Annotated in this window: 12 protein-coding genes; 5 read left to right on the forward strand and 7 right to left on the reverse strand. The window is 68.3% G+C overall.

The window, feature by feature from the left end; translation table 11 throughout:
* The first annotated feature begins 103 nt into the window (after window positions 1-103).
* The 4 genes from ABZ477_RS13225 to ABZ477_RS13240 are packed head-to-tail and all read left to right on the forward strand — an operon-like array spanning window position 104 to window position 2,446.
* Window positions 104-766 carry a TetR/AcrR family transcriptional regulator gene (locus tag ABZ477_RS13225; RefSeq protein ID WP_360133629.1) on the forward strand — a complete coding sequence of 221 codons (663 nt, stop codon included), beginning with the start codon at window positions 104-106 and terminating at the stop codon, window positions 764-766.
* Window positions 763-1,734 carry a formylglycine-generating enzyme family protein gene (locus ABZ477_RS13230; RefSeq protein ID WP_360133632.1) on the forward strand — a complete coding sequence of 324 codons (972 nt, stop codon included), beginning with the start codon at window positions 763-765 and terminating at the stop codon, window positions 1,732-1,734. The genes ABZ477_RS13225 and ABZ477_RS13230 overlap by 4 nt, the downstream gene beginning before the upstream one ends.
* Window positions 1,731-2,093: a DUF202 domain-containing protein gene (locus ABZ477_RS13235; RefSeq protein WP_360133635.1), complete on the forward strand. Its 363-nt coding sequence runs from the start codon at window positions 1,731-1,733 to the stop codon at window positions 2,091-2,093. Before ABZ477_RS13230 ends, ABZ477_RS13235 begins: the two co-directional genes overlap by 4 nt.
* Entirely contained in the window at window positions 2,090-2,446 is a 357-nt protein-coding gene (locus ABZ477_RS13240; RefSeq protein WP_360133638.1) for a DUF202 domain-containing protein, read from the forward strand. Before ABZ477_RS13235 ends, ABZ477_RS13240 begins: the two co-directional genes overlap by 4 nt.
* 61 nt (window positions 2,447-2,507) lie before the next feature.
* On the opposite strand, the gene ABZ477_RS13245 is transcribed toward ABZ477_RS13240, so the two are convergent.
* The 6 genes from ABZ477_RS13245 to ABZ477_RS13270 form a co-directional block, all read right to left on the reverse strand.
* Window positions 2,508-4,016, reverse strand: a complete 1,509-nt coding sequence (locus tag ABZ477_RS13245; protein ID WP_360133641.1) for a sulfatase — start codon at window positions 4,014-4,016, stop codon at window positions 2,508-2,510.
* 46 nt (window positions 4,017-4,062) lie between these two features.
* A complete protein-coding gene (locus ABZ477_RS13250; RefSeq protein WP_360133644.1) occupies window positions 4,063-4,956 on the reverse strand; it encodes an ATP-binding cassette domain-containing protein in 894 nt (297 codons plus the stop codon).
* The gene (locus tag ABZ477_RS13255) at window positions 4,953-6,776 is read right to left on the reverse strand and encodes a dipeptide/oligopeptide/nickel ABC transporter permease/ATP-binding protein (RefSeq protein WP_360133647.1); all 1,824 of its coding nucleotides are present in this window, start codon (window positions 6,774-6,776) and stop codon (window positions 4,953-4,955) included. The genes ABZ477_RS13250 and ABZ477_RS13255 overlap by 4 nt, the downstream gene beginning before the upstream one ends.
* Complete coding sequence (locus ABZ477_RS13260; RefSeq protein ID WP_360133650.1) at window positions 6,773-7,714, reverse strand: ABC transporter permease; 942 nt, start codon at window positions 7,712-7,714, stop codon at window positions 6,773-6,775. The genes ABZ477_RS13255 and ABZ477_RS13260 overlap by 4 nt, the downstream gene beginning before the upstream one ends.
* A gap of 73 nt (window positions 7,715-7,787) precedes the next feature.
* Window positions 7,788-9,323 (reverse strand): ABC transporter substrate-binding protein, encoded by a 1,536-nt coding sequence (locus ABZ477_RS13265; protein WP_360133654.1) that lies wholly within the window; start codon window positions 9,321-9,323, stop codon window positions 7,788-7,790.
* Window positions 9,324-9,602: 279 nt separating this feature from the next.
* A complete protein-coding gene (locus ABZ477_RS13270) occupies window positions 9,603-11,411 on the reverse strand; it encodes a sulfatase (RefSeq protein ID WP_360133657.1) in 1,809 nt (602 codons plus the stop codon).
* A gap of 72 nt (window positions 11,412-11,483) precedes the next feature.
* Between ABZ477_RS13270 and ABZ477_RS13275 the strand changes: the two genes are divergently transcribed.
* On the forward strand, window positions 11,484-13,898 hold the full coding sequence (locus ABZ477_RS13275; protein WP_360133660.1) for a glycoside hydrolase family 2 TIM barrel-domain containing protein: 2,415 nt from the start codon (window positions 11,484-11,486) through the stop codon (window positions 13,896-13,898).
* A 145-nt stretch (window positions 13,899-14,043) separates the two neighbouring features.
* Here ABZ477_RS13275 and ABZ477_RS13280 read toward each other — a convergent pair whose 3' ends face one another.
* Window positions 14,044-15,369 (reverse strand): MFS transporter, encoded by a 1,326-nt coding sequence (locus tag ABZ477_RS13280; RefSeq protein ID WP_360133938.1) that lies wholly within the window; start codon window positions 15,367-15,369, stop codon window positions 14,044-14,046.
* Window positions 15,370-15,373 lie beyond the last annotated feature (4 nt).

Raw genomic sequence — 15,373 nt, forward strand, 5'->3', positions numbered from 1 at the left:
CCGATCGACCGATTCGTTTCCACGACATGGTGCTCCACAATGATCGGAACGGCTCCCGAACGTCTCACCGCGGTCCGGTGGGCGCTGAACGCGGAGAACGAGGATGACGAGCTCTACAGATGCACCGCCCGTGCGCAGGCCGCGCGGCGAGTACGCCAAGACGCGCGCGAGAAAGGTCGCGATCCTTGACGCGGCCTTGGAGGTATTCGCACAGTCCGGGTACCGGTCGGGCTCGATCCGCGACGTCGCAAACCTCGTGGGGATTAGCGAAGCCGGGCTGCTCCACCATTTCCCCAACAAGGTGAAGCTGCTAGAGGCCGTCCTCGAGCACCGCGACGAGCAGTCCCGCAGCATCGTGCCGATGGGCTCGCCCGACGGGGCGGAGACCCTCCGCGGTCTCGTCGAGCTCGCCGCCTACAACGCGAGCGTTCCGGGGGTCGTGGAGCTCTATTGCGCCCTGTCTGCTGAGGCGACGTCGCCCGATCACCCAGCGCACGACTACTTCATCCGCCGCTACGACGAGACGCGCGCCTCCCTCTCGGCTGCGTTCGGTCGCCTCCGCGACGATGGTCGGCTCAGCACGGACGTGGAACCGGTTCGTGCGGCGATCGCCACAATCGCGCTCATGGACGGCCTTCAGGTCCAATGGCTGCTCGACCGGGAAGTCGTCGACATGGCGCAAGAGCTCTCGGACTTCTTCGCCTCCTTCGTCGACGCCTTCGATGATCCGCGGCTGGCCGGCGCCCGCCGCTCCGAGCCGTCATGAGCACGGGCGCCGGCTGCGGCGAAGCATGCGGGTGCGGCGCTCCGGGGCGAGCGCAGTTCGTCGAGGCGGGCGGGCGGGCGGCCATCACGCTCGACGCGCTGACAGGGCCGTCCCGCCACGTTGCGGAGCAGGCCCTCATCCCCGGCGGCGAATTCGTCATGGGCGACTCGTCGGGTGACCGCAACCCCGCCGATGGCGAAGTGCCCCAGCACCGTGTGCGATTGGGTGCGTTCTCGATCGATGCGACGAGCGTCACGAACACCGCGTTCGAGCTCTTCGCGCGTGCGACGGGCTATCGCACCGAGGCGGAGACCTTCGGCTACTCCGCCGTGTTCCACCACGCCGTCAGCGCCCCCGCCGAAGACGTGATGGGCCCCGCCTCCGGAACCCCCTGGTGGTTCGGAGTGCGCGGCGCCGATTGGCGGCATCCCGGCGGTCGCGATTCGTCGATCGAGGGGCTGGAGGACCATCCCGTCGTGCACGTGAGCTGGAACGACGCGGTCGCCTACTGCGAGTGGGCGGGCCGGCGACTGCCGACTGAGGCCGAGTGGGAGTACGCATCCAGGGGCGGCATCGATCAGGCGAAGTACCCGTGGGGCGACTCGGAGGTCGACGACGGGGTCTGGCGCGCGAACATCTGGCAGGGCGAGTTCCCCCGTGTCAACACGCGGGAGGACGGGTACCTCACGACGGCGCCCGTGCGCGCGTTCCAGCCGAACGGCTACGGCGTGTGGCAGACGGTCGGGAACGTGTGGGAGTGGTGCCAGGACTGGTTCGACGCCGCGTACTACCGCCACTCTCCTGCCGAGAGCCCGCCCGGGCCCGAAAGCGGATCGGCGCGGGTTCTGCGCGGCGGCAGCTATCTGTGCCACAGCTCGTACTGCAACCGGTACCGCAACGCGGCGCGGTCGCGGAACACCCCCGACTCGTCGATGGGCAATGCGGGATTCCGGACGGTGGCGGCATGAGTGATCGCCGGTTCCCCCGCGCCGTCTTCTCGCGCGGAACCGAGCCCGACGCACGCTTCACCCTCGCGAACGAGCGCACCTTCCTCGCCTGGATCCGCACGGCCCTCGCCCTCATCGCGGGCGGTGTCGCGCTCGAGGTGCTCGGCCTTGATCTGCATGCGGGACTTCGCCTCGCGGCGTCCCTCGTTCTCGTGGGCGTCGGCATCCTGACCCCCGCACTCGCGTGGTACGGCTGGATGCGCACGGAGCTCGCCCTGCGCGAGAGCAGGCCTCTGCCCACGTCGGCGCTCGGCCTCGTCCTCGGCGGCTCGGTCACGATCGCGGGCGTCCTCGTGCTGCTCGCGATCCTGCTGCGATGAGCACCCTGTTCGACCCGGGTCTGCAGCCCGAGCGCACCGAACTCGCCTGGCGTCGCACCGCCCTCGCGCTCGCGGCGGGCTCGCTCGTCGCGTTCCGGCTGCTGCCCGCCGCCTTCGGCGAGGCCTGGTGGTCCCTCGGGGGCGTCGCGGGCCTGCTCATGACCGCATGGCTCTATATCGGCGCGCGACGGCGCTACCGCCGCGTGAACGAGGCTCTGCGGCGCGAGGGTGATCGCGCGCGGATGCCCGGTGCCGGCATCCTCCTCGCCCTCGCGCTGTTCATCTGCGCCGTCGGGATCACGAGCGTTGCGATCGTCATCGCGGTCGCCCTCCGGGGAAGCGGCTCCATCTGAAGCGACGTCGGTCGCCACGCGCTGCGCGGCGACCGACGTCGATCGAACAGCGGACCGGCTCTCAACTCGACCCGCGGATCTCCGCGACATACTTCTCGACCATCTCGAACAGCTGCTCGTCGTACGGCCCCCACTCGGGGCGCGGAGTCTCCGCGCCCGCGTAGGGAATGTCCTTGTAGCGCTCCTGGTACTCCGCGAGCTTGCGCTCGAGGTCGGCGCGGACGTCCGCGTACGCGGGCTCGTCCGCGACGTTGCGCAGCTCCGCGGGGTCCGCCACGAGGTCGTAGAGCTCCCATTCCGGCTCCAAGATCCGCTCCGACGCGCCCGGCACGCCGAGGCCGGCGCCGTAGTAGTAGATGAGCTTGTGCGTGCCCGTTCGGATGCCGTAGTGCGCCGGCGCCGCGTGGATGGGGTCGTCGTGCTCCCAGTAGCGGTAGTAGGCGGCATCCGGCCAGTCCTCGACCTGCTCCCCGCGCAGCAGCGGACGGAAGCTGCGTCCCTGCGACGTGGGCAGGGCTTGGGCTGCATCGATGCCGCACACGTCCAGGAACGTCGCGGCGAAGTCCACGTTCGTGATGATCGCCTCGCAGCGGCTCCCGGCGGCGATCTCGGCGGGCCACCGCACGAGCATGGGCATCTGCAGGGACTGGTCGAACATCAGGCGCTTGTCGAACCAGCCGTGATCGCCGAGGAAGAACCCCTGGTCGGAGGTGTAGACGACAAGGGTGTTCTCGGCGAGGCCCTTCTCCTCCAGGTAGTCCAGCAGTCGTCCGACGTTGTCGTCGATCGACTGGATGCACTGGAGGTAGTCGCGCATGTAGATCTGGTACTTCCAGCGCATGCGAGCCTCGCGGTTCTCCGGGCCGCGCAGGTGCTCCGGCACCTCCTCCTTGAGATCGTCGGCGCCCATGTCGTCCGCGATCGTCATGTGGACGCCCTGGACCGCCTTGCTGCGGGTCGCATTGTCGTCGAAGAAGGTGTCGGGCTCGGGGATGTCCCCGTCCGCGTAGAGGTGCTTGTGCTTCTCGTCCGGGATCCACGGGCGGTGCGGGGCCTTGTGGTGCACCAGCATGCAGAACGCGTCATCGCGGTCCAGACTCTCCATCCAGTCGATCGACAGGTCCGTGATGATGTCGGTCGCATAGCCGGGCATGACGGCGGTCCCCGACGGGTCGATCATCTCCGGATCGATGTAATCGCCCTGACCCGGGAGGATCTTCCATGCGTCGAATCCGCGTGGCAGCGAGCCGCCGTGCTCGCCGAGGTGCCATTTGCCGAAGATCGCGGTGCGATAATCCTCCTGCTGCAGCACCTCGATGAACGTCGGGACCCGGTAATCCATCTCGGTCCAGATCGACGAGACGCCGTTCACGTGGCTGTACGTCCCGGTGAGGATCGTGGCGCGCGACGGGCTGCAGATGGAGTTCGTGCAGTAGACAGCATCCATCCGCACCCCTTCGTTCGCGATGCGATCGAGCTGGGGCGTGTGGTTGACACGGCTGCCGTACGCCGAGATCGCGTGCGCTGCGTGATCATCGGACATGATGAAGATGAGGTTGGGGCGCGTCACAGGACGTCCTTCCGTGGGGTGGTGAGCGGGCCGGACGTGCAGGGCGTCACTCGCCGACGACGAGCGACGTTCCGGTTCGCGTGAGACTGAACTCGAGGTCCTGTCTGCGCTGCTCGTCGAGCAGCTTTCGCCGATCGATCCGCCGCTTCTCCTGGCGCGCCGGGTCGGGCACCGGGGCCGCGAGCAGGAGGCGCTGCGTGTAGGGGTGATCCGGGCGGCTCGTGACCTTGTCGCCGTCGCCGTACTCCACGATCTCGCCGTGGTACATGACGGCCACGCGGTGGCTCAGGTGGCGCACGACGGCGAGGTCGTGCGAGACGAACAGGTACGCGACGCCGGTCGCCTCCTGGATGTCCTTGAAGAGGTCGAGGACGCGCGCCTGCGTCGACAAGTCGAGCGCGGAGACCGGCTCGTCGCAGACGATGAGCTGAGGTTCCAGAGCGAGCGCGCGGGCGATCGCGATGCGCTGCCGCTGTCCACCCGAGAACTCGCGCGGGAGGCGGCCGGCCGAGTTGGACGGCAGTCCGACCTGGTCCAGGAGGCCGCGGATGCGACGGGACGCGTCAGCCGCCGAGATCTTCTTGACGCGCAGCGGCTCCGCGAGCGTCTGTTCGATCGTGAGCGACGGGTTCAGCGACGAGTACGGGTCCTGGAAGACGACCTGGATGTCGTCGGACAGCGCGCGGCGCTCTTTCCGGCCCAGATGCGCGATGTCCTTGCCCTTGAAGAGCACCTTCCCTTCCGTGACGGGCGCGAGGCCGAGCACAGCACGGCCCAGCGTGGTCTTGCCGGAACCCGACTCGCCCACCAGACCGACGCACTCGCCGGGATGGATGTCGATGGAGACGCCCTTCAGAGCGCGGAACGGCTTCTTGCGGAATCCCTTGGCGGGGTACTCGACGACCAGGTCCTCGACGACGAGCAGTGGTTCGGGGTTCATCGGGCTGCACCTTCCTCGAGCTTGCGCGGTTGGGATGACGTGTCCAGCGATCCGCGGGCCGCACCGTCCTCGAGGATCGCGTCGAAGAGAGACTGCGTGTAGGGATGCTGCGGCGACGCGAAGATCGCCCGCGCCGGCCCCGTCTCGACGATGAGGCCGTTCTGCATGACCGACACGCGATCGCACAGGTCGGCGACGACGCCGAAGTTGTGCGTCACGATCAGCACGCTCACGCCGAGGTCGGCCTGCAGCTCACGCAGCAGGTCGAGGATCTCGGCCTGCACCGTGACGTCCAGAGCAGTCGTCGGCTCGTCCGCGATGATGAGGTCGGCTTCGCACGAGACGGCGCCGGCGATGAGGACGCGCTGAGCCATGCCGCCCGAGACCTCGTGCGGGTACGCCGTGAAGGTGCGCTCCGGGTTCGGGATGCCGACTCGCGCGAGCAGGGCGAGGGCTCGCTTCTTGGCCTCGGCGGCCGAGATGCCGAGCGTCACGCGCATCGGCTCGACGAGTTGCGCGCCGATCGTGAACGACGGGTCGAGGTTCGACATCGGCTCCTGCGGGATGTATGCGATTCGACGGCCGCGGATCTTCTGCATGGCCCGGTCCGACAGGTGGGCGAGATCCTTGTCGTCGAACAGCACGGTGCCTGAGACGATGCGCCCACCTGCCGGAAGGAGGCGCAGGATGCTCCAGGCGGTCTGCGTCTTGCCGGATCCGGATTCGCCGATGAGCCCGTGCACCTCGCCCTTGCGGACCTTGAGAGACACGCCGTTCACAACCTGCTTGACGCTGCCGTCGGGCTGGTCGTAGCCGACGACGAGGCCGGTCACCTCGAGGAGTACCGCGCGGGTGTCCTCCGTCTCGGCATGGACCATCGTCGAACTGGCCGAGGCGGCGGCGACGGCGGCGGCGCCGCGCTTCTTGCGCCGCTTGGGCTTGGCTGCGGCGCGCTCGAGCTCGTCGCGGAGGGCGTTTCCGAACAGCACGAGGGCGATGGACGTGATGGCGATCGCTGCGGAAGGCCACACGAGCATCAGAGGCGCCTGGTACATGCGTGAGAACGCATCCGACAGCATGGAGCCCCACGTCGGGATGTCGGGGTCGCCGAGGCCGAGGAAGTCAAGTCCGGACTGGACCGCGATCGCGATGCCCGCCAGCAGCGCGGCCTGGATGACGATCGGTGCGCGCACGACCGCGAGGATATGGCGTCCGATGATGCTGGCGTCGCTCACACCCGCGACGCGCGCAGCGTCGACATACAACTCGTGCCGTACCCCGATGACCGCTGTGGAGGTCAGGCGATAGAACGCGGGGGAGAGGATCAGACCGAAGACGGCCATGATGATCCAGAGGGAGGGGCCCACGACGGAACGCGCGGCGAGCAGGATGACCAGGCCCGGCAGCGCCTGGATGACGCTGATGACCGCGACCGAGGTGGTCTCGAACCACTTCTGGTAGTACCCGGCGATGAGACCGCTCGTCACGCCGATGAGGGCGGCGATGAGCACGGCCCAGAGAGCGCCAGCGACGCTGTAGCGCGTGGCGAACAACAGCCGGGAGAGGATGTCGCGGCCGGCGCTGTCCGCGCCCAGCAGGTGGTCCGCGCTGGGTGGGGCCATGATCTGATTGATGTCCGACTGGTTGGGATCCATCGGGGCGAGGAAGTCGGCGAACAGCGCGATCAGGAAGACGATCGCGAGGACGATGAGCGCCGTCAGGCCCATCGGGTTGCGCAGGAGCCGCGCCATGACGTGGGAGCGTGCGGCGCGCTCCTCCGTCTGAACGTCGATCGTGGGGGTGGTTGCCGACTCGCTCATGAGACGCGTGCCTTCGGGTTGAGGAATCCGTGGAGGATTTCGAGGACGATGTTGACGATCACGGTGATCAGGGCGGTGACCACGACCAGACCCATGACGAGGGGGATGTCGCCCTGTGCCGTGGAGGTGGTGGCGATCTGGCCGAGGCCCGGGATCGCGAAGATCTGCTCGACGATGATGGCTCCGCCGATCAGGCCGATGAACTGCACGGCGAGCACGGCGAGGGCGGGTCCGGCGGCATTGCGCAGCACGTGCTTGTAGAGCACCCTGTTCTCGGAGAGTCCCCGGCTTCGCAGAGTGCGCACCCAGTCCTGGCGCATGGTGTCGATGACCCCACCGCGGATCTGGGCTGCGATGGCTGCGATGGCGCCGACCGACAGAGCGATGATCGGCAGCGTCACGGTGCTGAGCCAGCCGGTGAACGATGTCGATAGAGGCACGAAGCCCGTCGGCTCGAACCAGCCGAGCTGGATTGCGAACACGCTGACGAGGAAGATGGCAATGAGGAAGCCGGGGATCGCGAAGCCGAGCACCGAGACGACCTGAACGGTCCGGTCTGCTGCGCCGCGCTTGCGGGCGGCCCACACGCCGAGGGCGGTCCCGACGACAGCCGTGACGAGGACTGTGCCGATGACGAGCGACAGCGTGACGGCGACGCGGGACGAGATCGCCTGCACCACCGGCTGCTGGGTGAACCAGGAGGTGCCGAAGTCGCCTGTGAGAGCGCCGGTGAGCCAGTTCCAGTAGGCCACGACGACGGGCTGGTTCAGGCCGAGCTGGGCGTTCAGCTGAGCGACCTGCTCCTGCGTGGCATCCTGCCCGAGGATCTGGCGGGCGATGTCACCGGCGCCGAGGTAGAGAAGCACGTACGCGATGCTCGTGACGACGAACAGGAGTACGACGCCGGCGAGCACGCGGCGGAGGATGAATCGGAGCATCGGTGGTCCTTAAGGGAGAGCCGTGAGGGTGGATGGTGCCGGGCCGGCCGAGAGGCCGGCCCGGCACCGATGCCTACTTGGGCTGGACGTTCCAGAGGTAGGGAACCACGTTGCCGACCTGCGGCTGGACCTGCGTCTTGGCGTCGCTGACGAAGACCTGGGTCGGGCGGTAGAAGGGCGCGTTCCAGGCGTTCTCGACGAGGTACGTGTTGAGGTCCTTGCCGGCTTGAGCCGCCTCGTCCTCAGTACCGGTCTGGATCGTGGCGATCCAGTCCGTCACCTCGGGCGTCGTGTAGTGGAACGGATTCCACGTCGCCTGCTCCGCGATCTGGAACTGCGCGAGCTGCCAGTCGGTCGGTCCCATCTGCAGCTGGAACCAGGTCATGGCGTACTTCGCGCCGAGGATCGCGCTGATGAAGTCGGCGGGCTGAACGTCTTCGTAGTTGACGGTGATGCCGATCTGGGCGAGCTGGTCGGCCATGAGGGTCCACTGTGCCGCGGGAATCGAGCCGACACGGGGCATCGTGACCTCGAAGCCGTCCGGGTAGCCGGCTTCGGCCAGGAGCGCCTTGGCGCCGTCAACGTCGTACTCGTAGTGCGTGTCGAGACTCTCGTCGTAGCCCGCCGACCACGGGGCGAAGATCTGGTCGGTGACTTCGCCGTAGCCGCTGCCGAGCGCCTGGAGCAGCGCGTCGCGGTCGAGCGCCATGTTGATCGCCTGGCGGACCTCGACCTCCCCGAGAGCGGGCACCATCGTCCCGGCGCGATCCATGATGAGGAATCCCTGCCAGTCGAGCTGCGATTCGTTGAGGGTGTAGCCGGCGGCCTCCATCTGCGGAAGCGTCGTGCGGTCGATCACATTCGAGACGTTGACCTGGCCGCCCTGCACCGCGCTCAGCAGCGCCGGCGCGGCGGTGTACACCTGGAGGACGAGCTTGTCGTAGTGCTGGTGGTCGGGGTTCCAGTAGTCCGGGTTCTTGTCGAATACGTAGCTGCTGCCCACGACCGTCTCACCGGTGTTGAGGATGTACGGGCCCGATCCGACCGGATCCGTGGCCGTCGCCGGGTCGTCCACCTTGTCGGCCGGCGCGACCAGCCCAGCGTTCTGCGTGATCGCAGTGAGCAGGCCAGGGTCGGGCTCACTCAGCGTGATCTCGAGCGTCGTGTCGTCGACCGCCGTAGCGTCGGCCACGTAGCGCAGCAGCGTCTTGTTCGGCGAGTTGCCGTCGCGGAAGCCCAGCAGGCTCGCCGCAGCGTCCGTCGCTGTGAGCGTCTCGCCGTTCGTGAACTTCACGTCGTCACGAAGGGTGAGCGTGAGGACGGTGTTGTCGTCGTTGTACGACCACTCCGTGGCGAGGTTCGGCTCGACATTGAACTCGGGGTCGACGTTGAGCAGGGAGTCGTAGACCGCCTGTCCGTAGGGCGATTCGTTGGCCCAGCGCATGTCCTTCTGCTGGAAGGTCGACGCCTGGGCGATGACGCCCCACGTCAGCGTGCCGCCGGTGGCGCCATCGCCCTCATCGCCGCCTCCGCCGCCACCGGCGCAGCCCGCGAGCGCGAGCGCCGCTGCCGCGATGGCGACTGCGGCCATCCGCTTGATCTTGAACATCCTCGTCCTTCCGGTGCTGTGTGCAGTCCTTCTTCGGACTGCTTGAGTGAGACTCTAGAGGGAAATCCGAGTGACCACAAGGTTTTCGCAACCGCGATTTTGTCGCGCTCCGACATCGCTGGGACAAAGCCCAGATCGGACGAAAAAACCCGGTGGGCGCGACAGGGTGTCCTGAGTGTCCTCAGAGGCGAGATCGGGCATCGCCGAAGCCGGACCCGCCGTTCGATGCGATGGCCGGCGGGCCGAGCGGCGGGATAACCCGTCGCCCGGCCCGAGCGCTCAGTGCGCCGGAATCGTCTCGTCAGTCGGCGTCAGCGCGGTCCCGATTGCGGCGACGAGCGCGGCCTCCAGTTCGTCCAGCCGCTCTTTCTTGATCTGCGGCATCGCCGCCGTGAGCATGATGGGCGTCATCCCGGAGAAGTAGCGTCCGAACGAGTCGTTGCGGGTGGACGGGAACGCCTCGTGGATGAGCCCTCGGGTGCGGTCGTCCTCGAGCAGGCGGCCGATGGGGGTCGTGACGACGTGGGAACCGCGCGGGAAGTCCGACATCAGCGGGGCCGGCGAGGACGAGGCGAGCACGCGGTCCCACTGCCGCTCCACGAGGAGGTGCTCCGACGTCACGGGGCCTTGGGCAGGCAGTCCCAGACGCTCGAACTGGTCGGACGGCGCGTCGCTCTCGCGCAGGGCGACGACGAGCAGCTCGGCCATCCGGCGCTCGAGGGCCGGATCCCGAAGCGGGTTGCGCTGGTCGGGATCCTCGACGAGGTCGTAGAGCAGCGTCCCGTACGCGGCGGGATCTCCCGCAGGGCCGGCGGGGATCTTGAGCGTCTTGACGCCCTTCGTGAATGCGAACGGCTCGGCGAGCTCGAGGTCGCGGAGCTCTTCGACGAAGAACCGGCTGCGCATGTGCGTGGGCATCAGCGTGTACTCGAAGAGGGGCCGGTTGTCATCGGTCGCGCAGGCGCGCATATAGACGTACCGACCATCCGTGATGCTCACGTGCGAGCCGTGGACGCCGAAGAGGGTCGCATCGCGCACGGGCGTGTCGTCGGTGACGACGGACTGAAGCGGCCGCCCCTGCATGTCGGGCGTCGGTGCGATGCCGAAGAAGTCCAGGAGAGTCGGGGCGATGTCGATGGTCGCGACGAGGCTCGAACGCCGCGCGTCCTTCTCGCGGACCCGCGGATCCCAGAGGAAGAGGGGCGTATGGATGCTCTCGTCGAACCACGGCATGACGCTCTTGCCCCACCATCCGTGCTCGCCCAGCAGGAACCCGTGATCGGTGTTGACGATCAGCATCGTGTCGTCCCACATGTCGTGCTCGTCCATGAAGTCCAGCACGCGTCCGAGGGAGCGATCGCACATCGAGACGAGGGCGAAATACTCCGCCCGCACGGCGTCGACCGTCGCATCGTCCTCGATGACCCGCCGGTACGAGGGCCAGTCGTAGATGCGCTCGTCATTGCGCTCGGGGTACAGCTCGCGGTACCGCTCATAGCTGAAGAAGGGCTCGTGCGGATCGAACGTCTCCACCTGGAGGAACCAGTCCTGCTTGTCGACGTTCGTCTCCAGGAAGCCCAGGCCGGCATCGAACGTGAGCGTCTGCGGGTGGTCGGCCTCATCCGTCAGGTAGAGCCGGTTCACCCAGTCCTGGCGCGTCAGGAAATTGTCGCCGTTGCTGTTCGGCGGCGGGGTGACCCCGCCTACATGAGCCTTCCACGGGTCGCCCTCCTGACCGCGGAAGAACTCGAAGGTGCTGTAGCGGGCGTGGTAGGTGGCCCCGCCGTCCTCCCAGTAATGCTGGTGGTCGGTAGCGAGGTGGGTGTGGACGCCCTTGTTCTTGAGGATCTCGGGCATCGAGTCGTCGAACGGCTCGAGCGGACCCCACGAACGGTGGAGGAAATTGTAACGGCCGGTGTGCAGTTCGCGGCGGGCGGGCATGCACGGCATGCTTCCGGCGTAGCAGTTGTCGAAGGTCACGCTCATCCGGGCGAGCCGCTCGAAGTTGGGCGCCTCGATCTCGTCGGCTCCGAAGTTCGGCAGCAGACGCCTGTTGAGGCTGTCGAACATGACCATGATTGCGCGCATGTGAATCTCCGTCGATTGTCGATGTTGCTTAAAATCTAGCGGTCACTCGGGATTCTGTATATAACGGAAGTCGTGATCCGGATCCCCTTCCACGACGGCTGGACCGTCGGCCCCAAGCTCGGCGCGTTCGAGGCGCGCGGCCCCGAGTCCGCCAAGCCCGTCATGCTCCCGCACGACGCGATCCGCGACCTGCCGCGCTCGGCCGACAGCGATCAGGGCGTGCACACGGGGTACCACCCGGGCGGCGTCTTCGAGTACGAGAAAAGCCTCGACGTGCCGGAAGAGTGGCGCGACAGGACCGTCGTCCTCGAGTTCGAGGGCGTCTACCGCGATGCCTCGGTATTCCTCAACGGCGATCTCGTCGCGCATGAGCCGAACGGCTACACGGCCTTCACGGCGGTCCTCGACCCGTACCTGCGCTTCGGCGAAGCCAACCGGCTCACTGTCGAGGCCAAGGCGCACAAGGACAGCCGGTGGTATTCCGGTGCGGGAATCTATCGCCCCGTGCATCTGCTCGTCGCCGATCCCGTGCATCTCGCCCTCGGCGGACTGCGCGTCACGACGCCCGACATCGATGCCGAGCGCGCCGTGGTCGCGCTCGCCGCGACCGTCGCGAACGACACGCGCCGCACCGTCACGACGCGCGTGGAGTGGTCGATCTCGAGCCCCGACGGACACGAACTCGCGACGACGTCCGCGCCCGTCACTGTGCTGCCCGGCACGACCGCGACGGCGCGCGCCCGCCTCGTCGTCCCGTCCCCGCGCCTGTGGAGCGTCGACGACCCGGCTCTGCACGTCGTCGATGCGACCCTCTTCGACGAGCAGGGCGCGCACATCGATCGCGACACGGCGCATTTCGGCATCCGCCGACTGCAGCTGGATCCGCAGCACGGCCTGCGCATCAACGGCGAGGTCGCGAATCTCCGCGGCGCGTGCGTGCACCACGACAACGGCCCGCTCGGCGCCGCAACGATCGGCGCAGCTGAGGACCGCCGCGTCCGGCTGCTCAAGGACGCCGGCTTCAACGCGCTGCGCAGCGCCCACAACCCGATGAGCCGCGCGATGCTCGACGCGTGCGACCGGCACGGCGTGCTCGTCATGGACGAGCTGACCGACGTGTGGACGCGCTCCAAGACGGCGTTCGACGTCGCGGGATCGTTCCCCGATCGGTGGGAGCGGGATGTCGCAGCCCTCGTCGCGAAGGACTTCAATCATCCGAGCGTCGTGCTGTACTCCATCGGCAACGAGATCCTCGAGCTCGGCACGCCGGCCGGGGCCGCGTGGGGCCGGCGTCTCGCGGAGGGCATCCGCGCGCTGGACGACACGCGGTTCGTCACGAACGGCATCAACGGGATCATCGCAAACCTCGACCGTATGTCGGAGGCCATGGCCGAAGCCGAGAAGTCCGACCCGAACACCATGATGGCGGGCATGGGCGAGCAGATGGCGCGCATGAACGCGTCGACGCTCGTGACGGAGTCGACGGAGGAATCGGCATCCGTCCTCGACGTCGTGGGTTTCAACTACGCCGACTCGCGCTACGAGCTGGATGCCGAGCTCTTCCCGCACCGGGTCATCGTCGGCTCCGAGACGTTTCCCGAGAAGATCGACGTCATGTGGGAGCTCGTGCAGCGCCTCCCGCACGTCATCGGCGACTTCACGTGGACGGGCTGGGACTATCTCGGCGAAGCCGGCATCGGCCGTGTGGACTACACCGACGTCGAGGGCTATGAGCCGACCGGCACGGCCGGGCCCTACCCGTACCTCACGGCCGAGTGCGGCGACCTCGACATCACGGGCTTCCGCCGCACCGTCTCGTACTACCGCGAGATCGTGTACGGCCTGCGCACCGACCCGTACATCGCGGTGCATCGCCCGCAGCACCACGGGCGTCCCGTCTTCACGACCCCGTGGTCGTGGGATGACTCGGTCGCATCGTGGACGTGGGATGCCGCTCCCGGCGCCCCCGTCGTGGTCGACGTGTACGCGCCCGCCGACGAGGTCGAGCTGCTCCTCGGCGGCGCGTCTCTCGGCGTCGCGCCCGTCGGCGAGCACAAGGCGTTCATCGCGCGGTTCGTGACGGAGTACCGGCCCGGCGAGCTCGTCGCCGTCGCACGGCGGGATGGCACGGAGACCGGCCGACACACGCTGCGGTCGGCGCGCGAGGTGGCCCTCGCCGCTCGCCCGGAGGCATCCGAGATCGCCGCGGACGGCCTCGCCTTCGTCTCGATCACGCTCGAGGACGCCCATGGCGTCGTCCCGTGCGACGCCGACGTGCTCGTGACGGTCGAGGTGGAGGGCCCTGCCGTCCTCGCCGGCCTCGGCACGGGCCGGGCCGCCACCGAGGAGCCCTTCTCGGGCCGGTCGGTGACGACCTACGACGGCCGCGCGCTCGCCGTGGTCCGCCCGACCGCCCCCGGTTCGATCACGGTGACGGTCTCGGCGGACGGCCTTGCGACAGCATCCGTCTCCGTCGCCGCCGCCTGACCACCTCCCGCCCGCGAACCCACCTCTTTCGCGCGAACCCACCCGTTCCGGTCGACGAGAACGGGTGGGTTCGCGGTGAAAGGGTGGGTTCGGCGATCTCGGGCGCTGCGGGACGGGGGGCGCGGGGCGCTGCGGACCGGCGGGCTCAGGCGCTGCGGGCGTCGCGGGCGAGCGGGATCGGGGTCGTCGCGGCGACCTGGTCGCTGAAATCCTCGGGCGTCACGACCCGCAGGGGCAGCGTCTCGTCGATCGTGAGCCGGAACCGTCGCGTCTCGTCGCGGCGGACGCGGCCGGATGACAGCATCCAGGTCGCTCCGATCGAGAACGCGACCAGGGCCGCGCCCGCGCCGAGGAGGATCGCGACGCGCGGTCCGTACTGCGCCGCGACCCAGCCGACGATGGGCGCGCCGATGGGGGTGCCACCCATGAGGATCGCCATGTACAGCGCCATGACCCGGCCGCGCAGCACCGGATCCGTCGTCGTCTGGATGTAGCCGTTCGCCGTGGTGAGCATCGTCACGACCGAGAAACCCGTCACCATGAGCGTCACGGCGTAGAGCCAGTAGGTCGGCATGAAGGCCGAGACCGTCGCCGCGGCCGAGAACAGCAGGGTCGCGGCGACGACGACGCGGATGCGCGCCTGGTCGCGGCGAGCCGCCATGAGCGCGCCGACGAGCGAGCCGATCGCGAGGATCGAGCTCAGCAGGCCGTAGCCGTCGGCGTCCTGCCCGAACTCGAGCGCCATCGTCGAGGCGAAGATCGGGAAGTTCATGCCGAACGCTCCGATCAGGAACACCATGGCGAACGCGACCATGAGGTCGGGGCGCTTGCCCACGTAGCGGAAGCCGTCGGCGAGGCGCCCGGCGCCCTGCCCCTTCGCGCGCGGAACGAGCTCGTGCGGCCGGATGAGGAAGAGCGCGGCGATCATGCCGAGGAACGCGACGCCGTTGACGAGGAAGACCCAGCCCGTCCCGACCGCGACGATGACCAGGCCCGCGACCGCGGGGCCGATCATGCGCGCGCCGTTGAACGAGGCGGCGTTGAGCGCGACGGCGTTCGAGGCGTTCTCGCGCGTCACGAGATCCGAGACGAAGGCCTGCCGGCTCGGGTTGTCGAAGGCCGCGACGAGGCCGAGCGCGAGCGCGAAGGCATACATGATCGTGAGCGTCATGACGCCGGTCAGCAGCAGGATGCCGATCGCGGCGCCGAGCAGGAGCAGCAGGGTCTGCGTCACCATGAGCAGTCTGCGGCGGTCGAAGCGGTCGGCGACCCACCCCGTGACCCCCACGAGGAGGAGCGGCGGCGCGAACTGCAGCGCCATCGTGATGCCCATCGCGGCGGCGTCGTTGTCGGTGAGCTCGGTGAGGACGACCCAGCTGAGGGCGGTGTTCTGCATCCACGCGCCGACGTTCGAGACGATGGCCCCGATGAACCAGACCCGGTAGTTGAAGGCCGAGAACGACCGGAACATCGCG

Source organism: Microbacterium sp. NPDC019599 (genome assembly GCF_040632175.1).
Taxonomy (GTDB): domain Bacteria; phylum Actinomycetota; class Actinomycetes; order Actinomycetales; family Microbacteriaceae; genus Microbacterium.

Bases quoted from the DNA above. Each gene is read 5' to 3' on its own strand.
- ABZ477_RS13225 (WP_360133629.1), top strand. From the start codon at position 104: ATGACGAGCTCTACAGATGCACCGCCCGTGCGCAGGCCGCGCGGCGAG.
- ABZ477_RS13230 (WP_360133632.1), top strand. From the start codon at position 763: ATGAGCACGGGCGCCGGCTGCGGCGAAGCATGCGGGTGCGGCGCTCCG.
- ABZ477_RS13235 (WP_360133635.1), top strand. From the start codon at position 1,731: ATGAGTGATCGCCGGTTCCCCCGCGCCGTCTTCTCGCGCGGAACCGAG.
- ABZ477_RS13240 (WP_360133638.1), top strand. From the start codon at position 2,090: ATGAGCACCCTGTTCGACCCGGGTCTGCAGCCCGAGCGCACCGAACTC.
- ABZ477_RS13250 (WP_360133644.1), bottom strand. From the start codon at position 4,956: ATGAACCCCGAACCACTGCTCGTCGTCGAGGACCTGGTCGTCGAGTAC.
- ABZ477_RS13255 (WP_360133647.1), bottom strand. From the start codon at position 6,776: ATGAGCGAGTCGGCAACCACCCCCACGATCGACGTTCAGACGGAGGAG.
- ABZ477_RS13260 (WP_360133650.1), bottom strand. From the start codon at position 7,714: ATGCTCCGATTCATCCTCCGCCGCGTGCTCGCCGGCGTCGTACTCCTG.
- ABZ477_RS13265 (WP_360133654.1), bottom strand. From the start codon at position 9,323: ATGTTCAAGATCAAGCGGATGGCCGCAGTCGCCATCGCGGCAGCGGCG.
- ABZ477_RS13270 (WP_360133657.1), bottom strand. From the start codon at position 11,411: ATGCGCGCAATCATGGTCATGTTCGACAGCCTCAACAGGCGTCTGCTG.
- ABZ477_RS13280 (WP_360133938.1), bottom strand. From the start codon at position 15,369: ATGTTCCGGTCGTTCTCGGCCTTCAACTACCGGGTCTGGTTCATCGGG.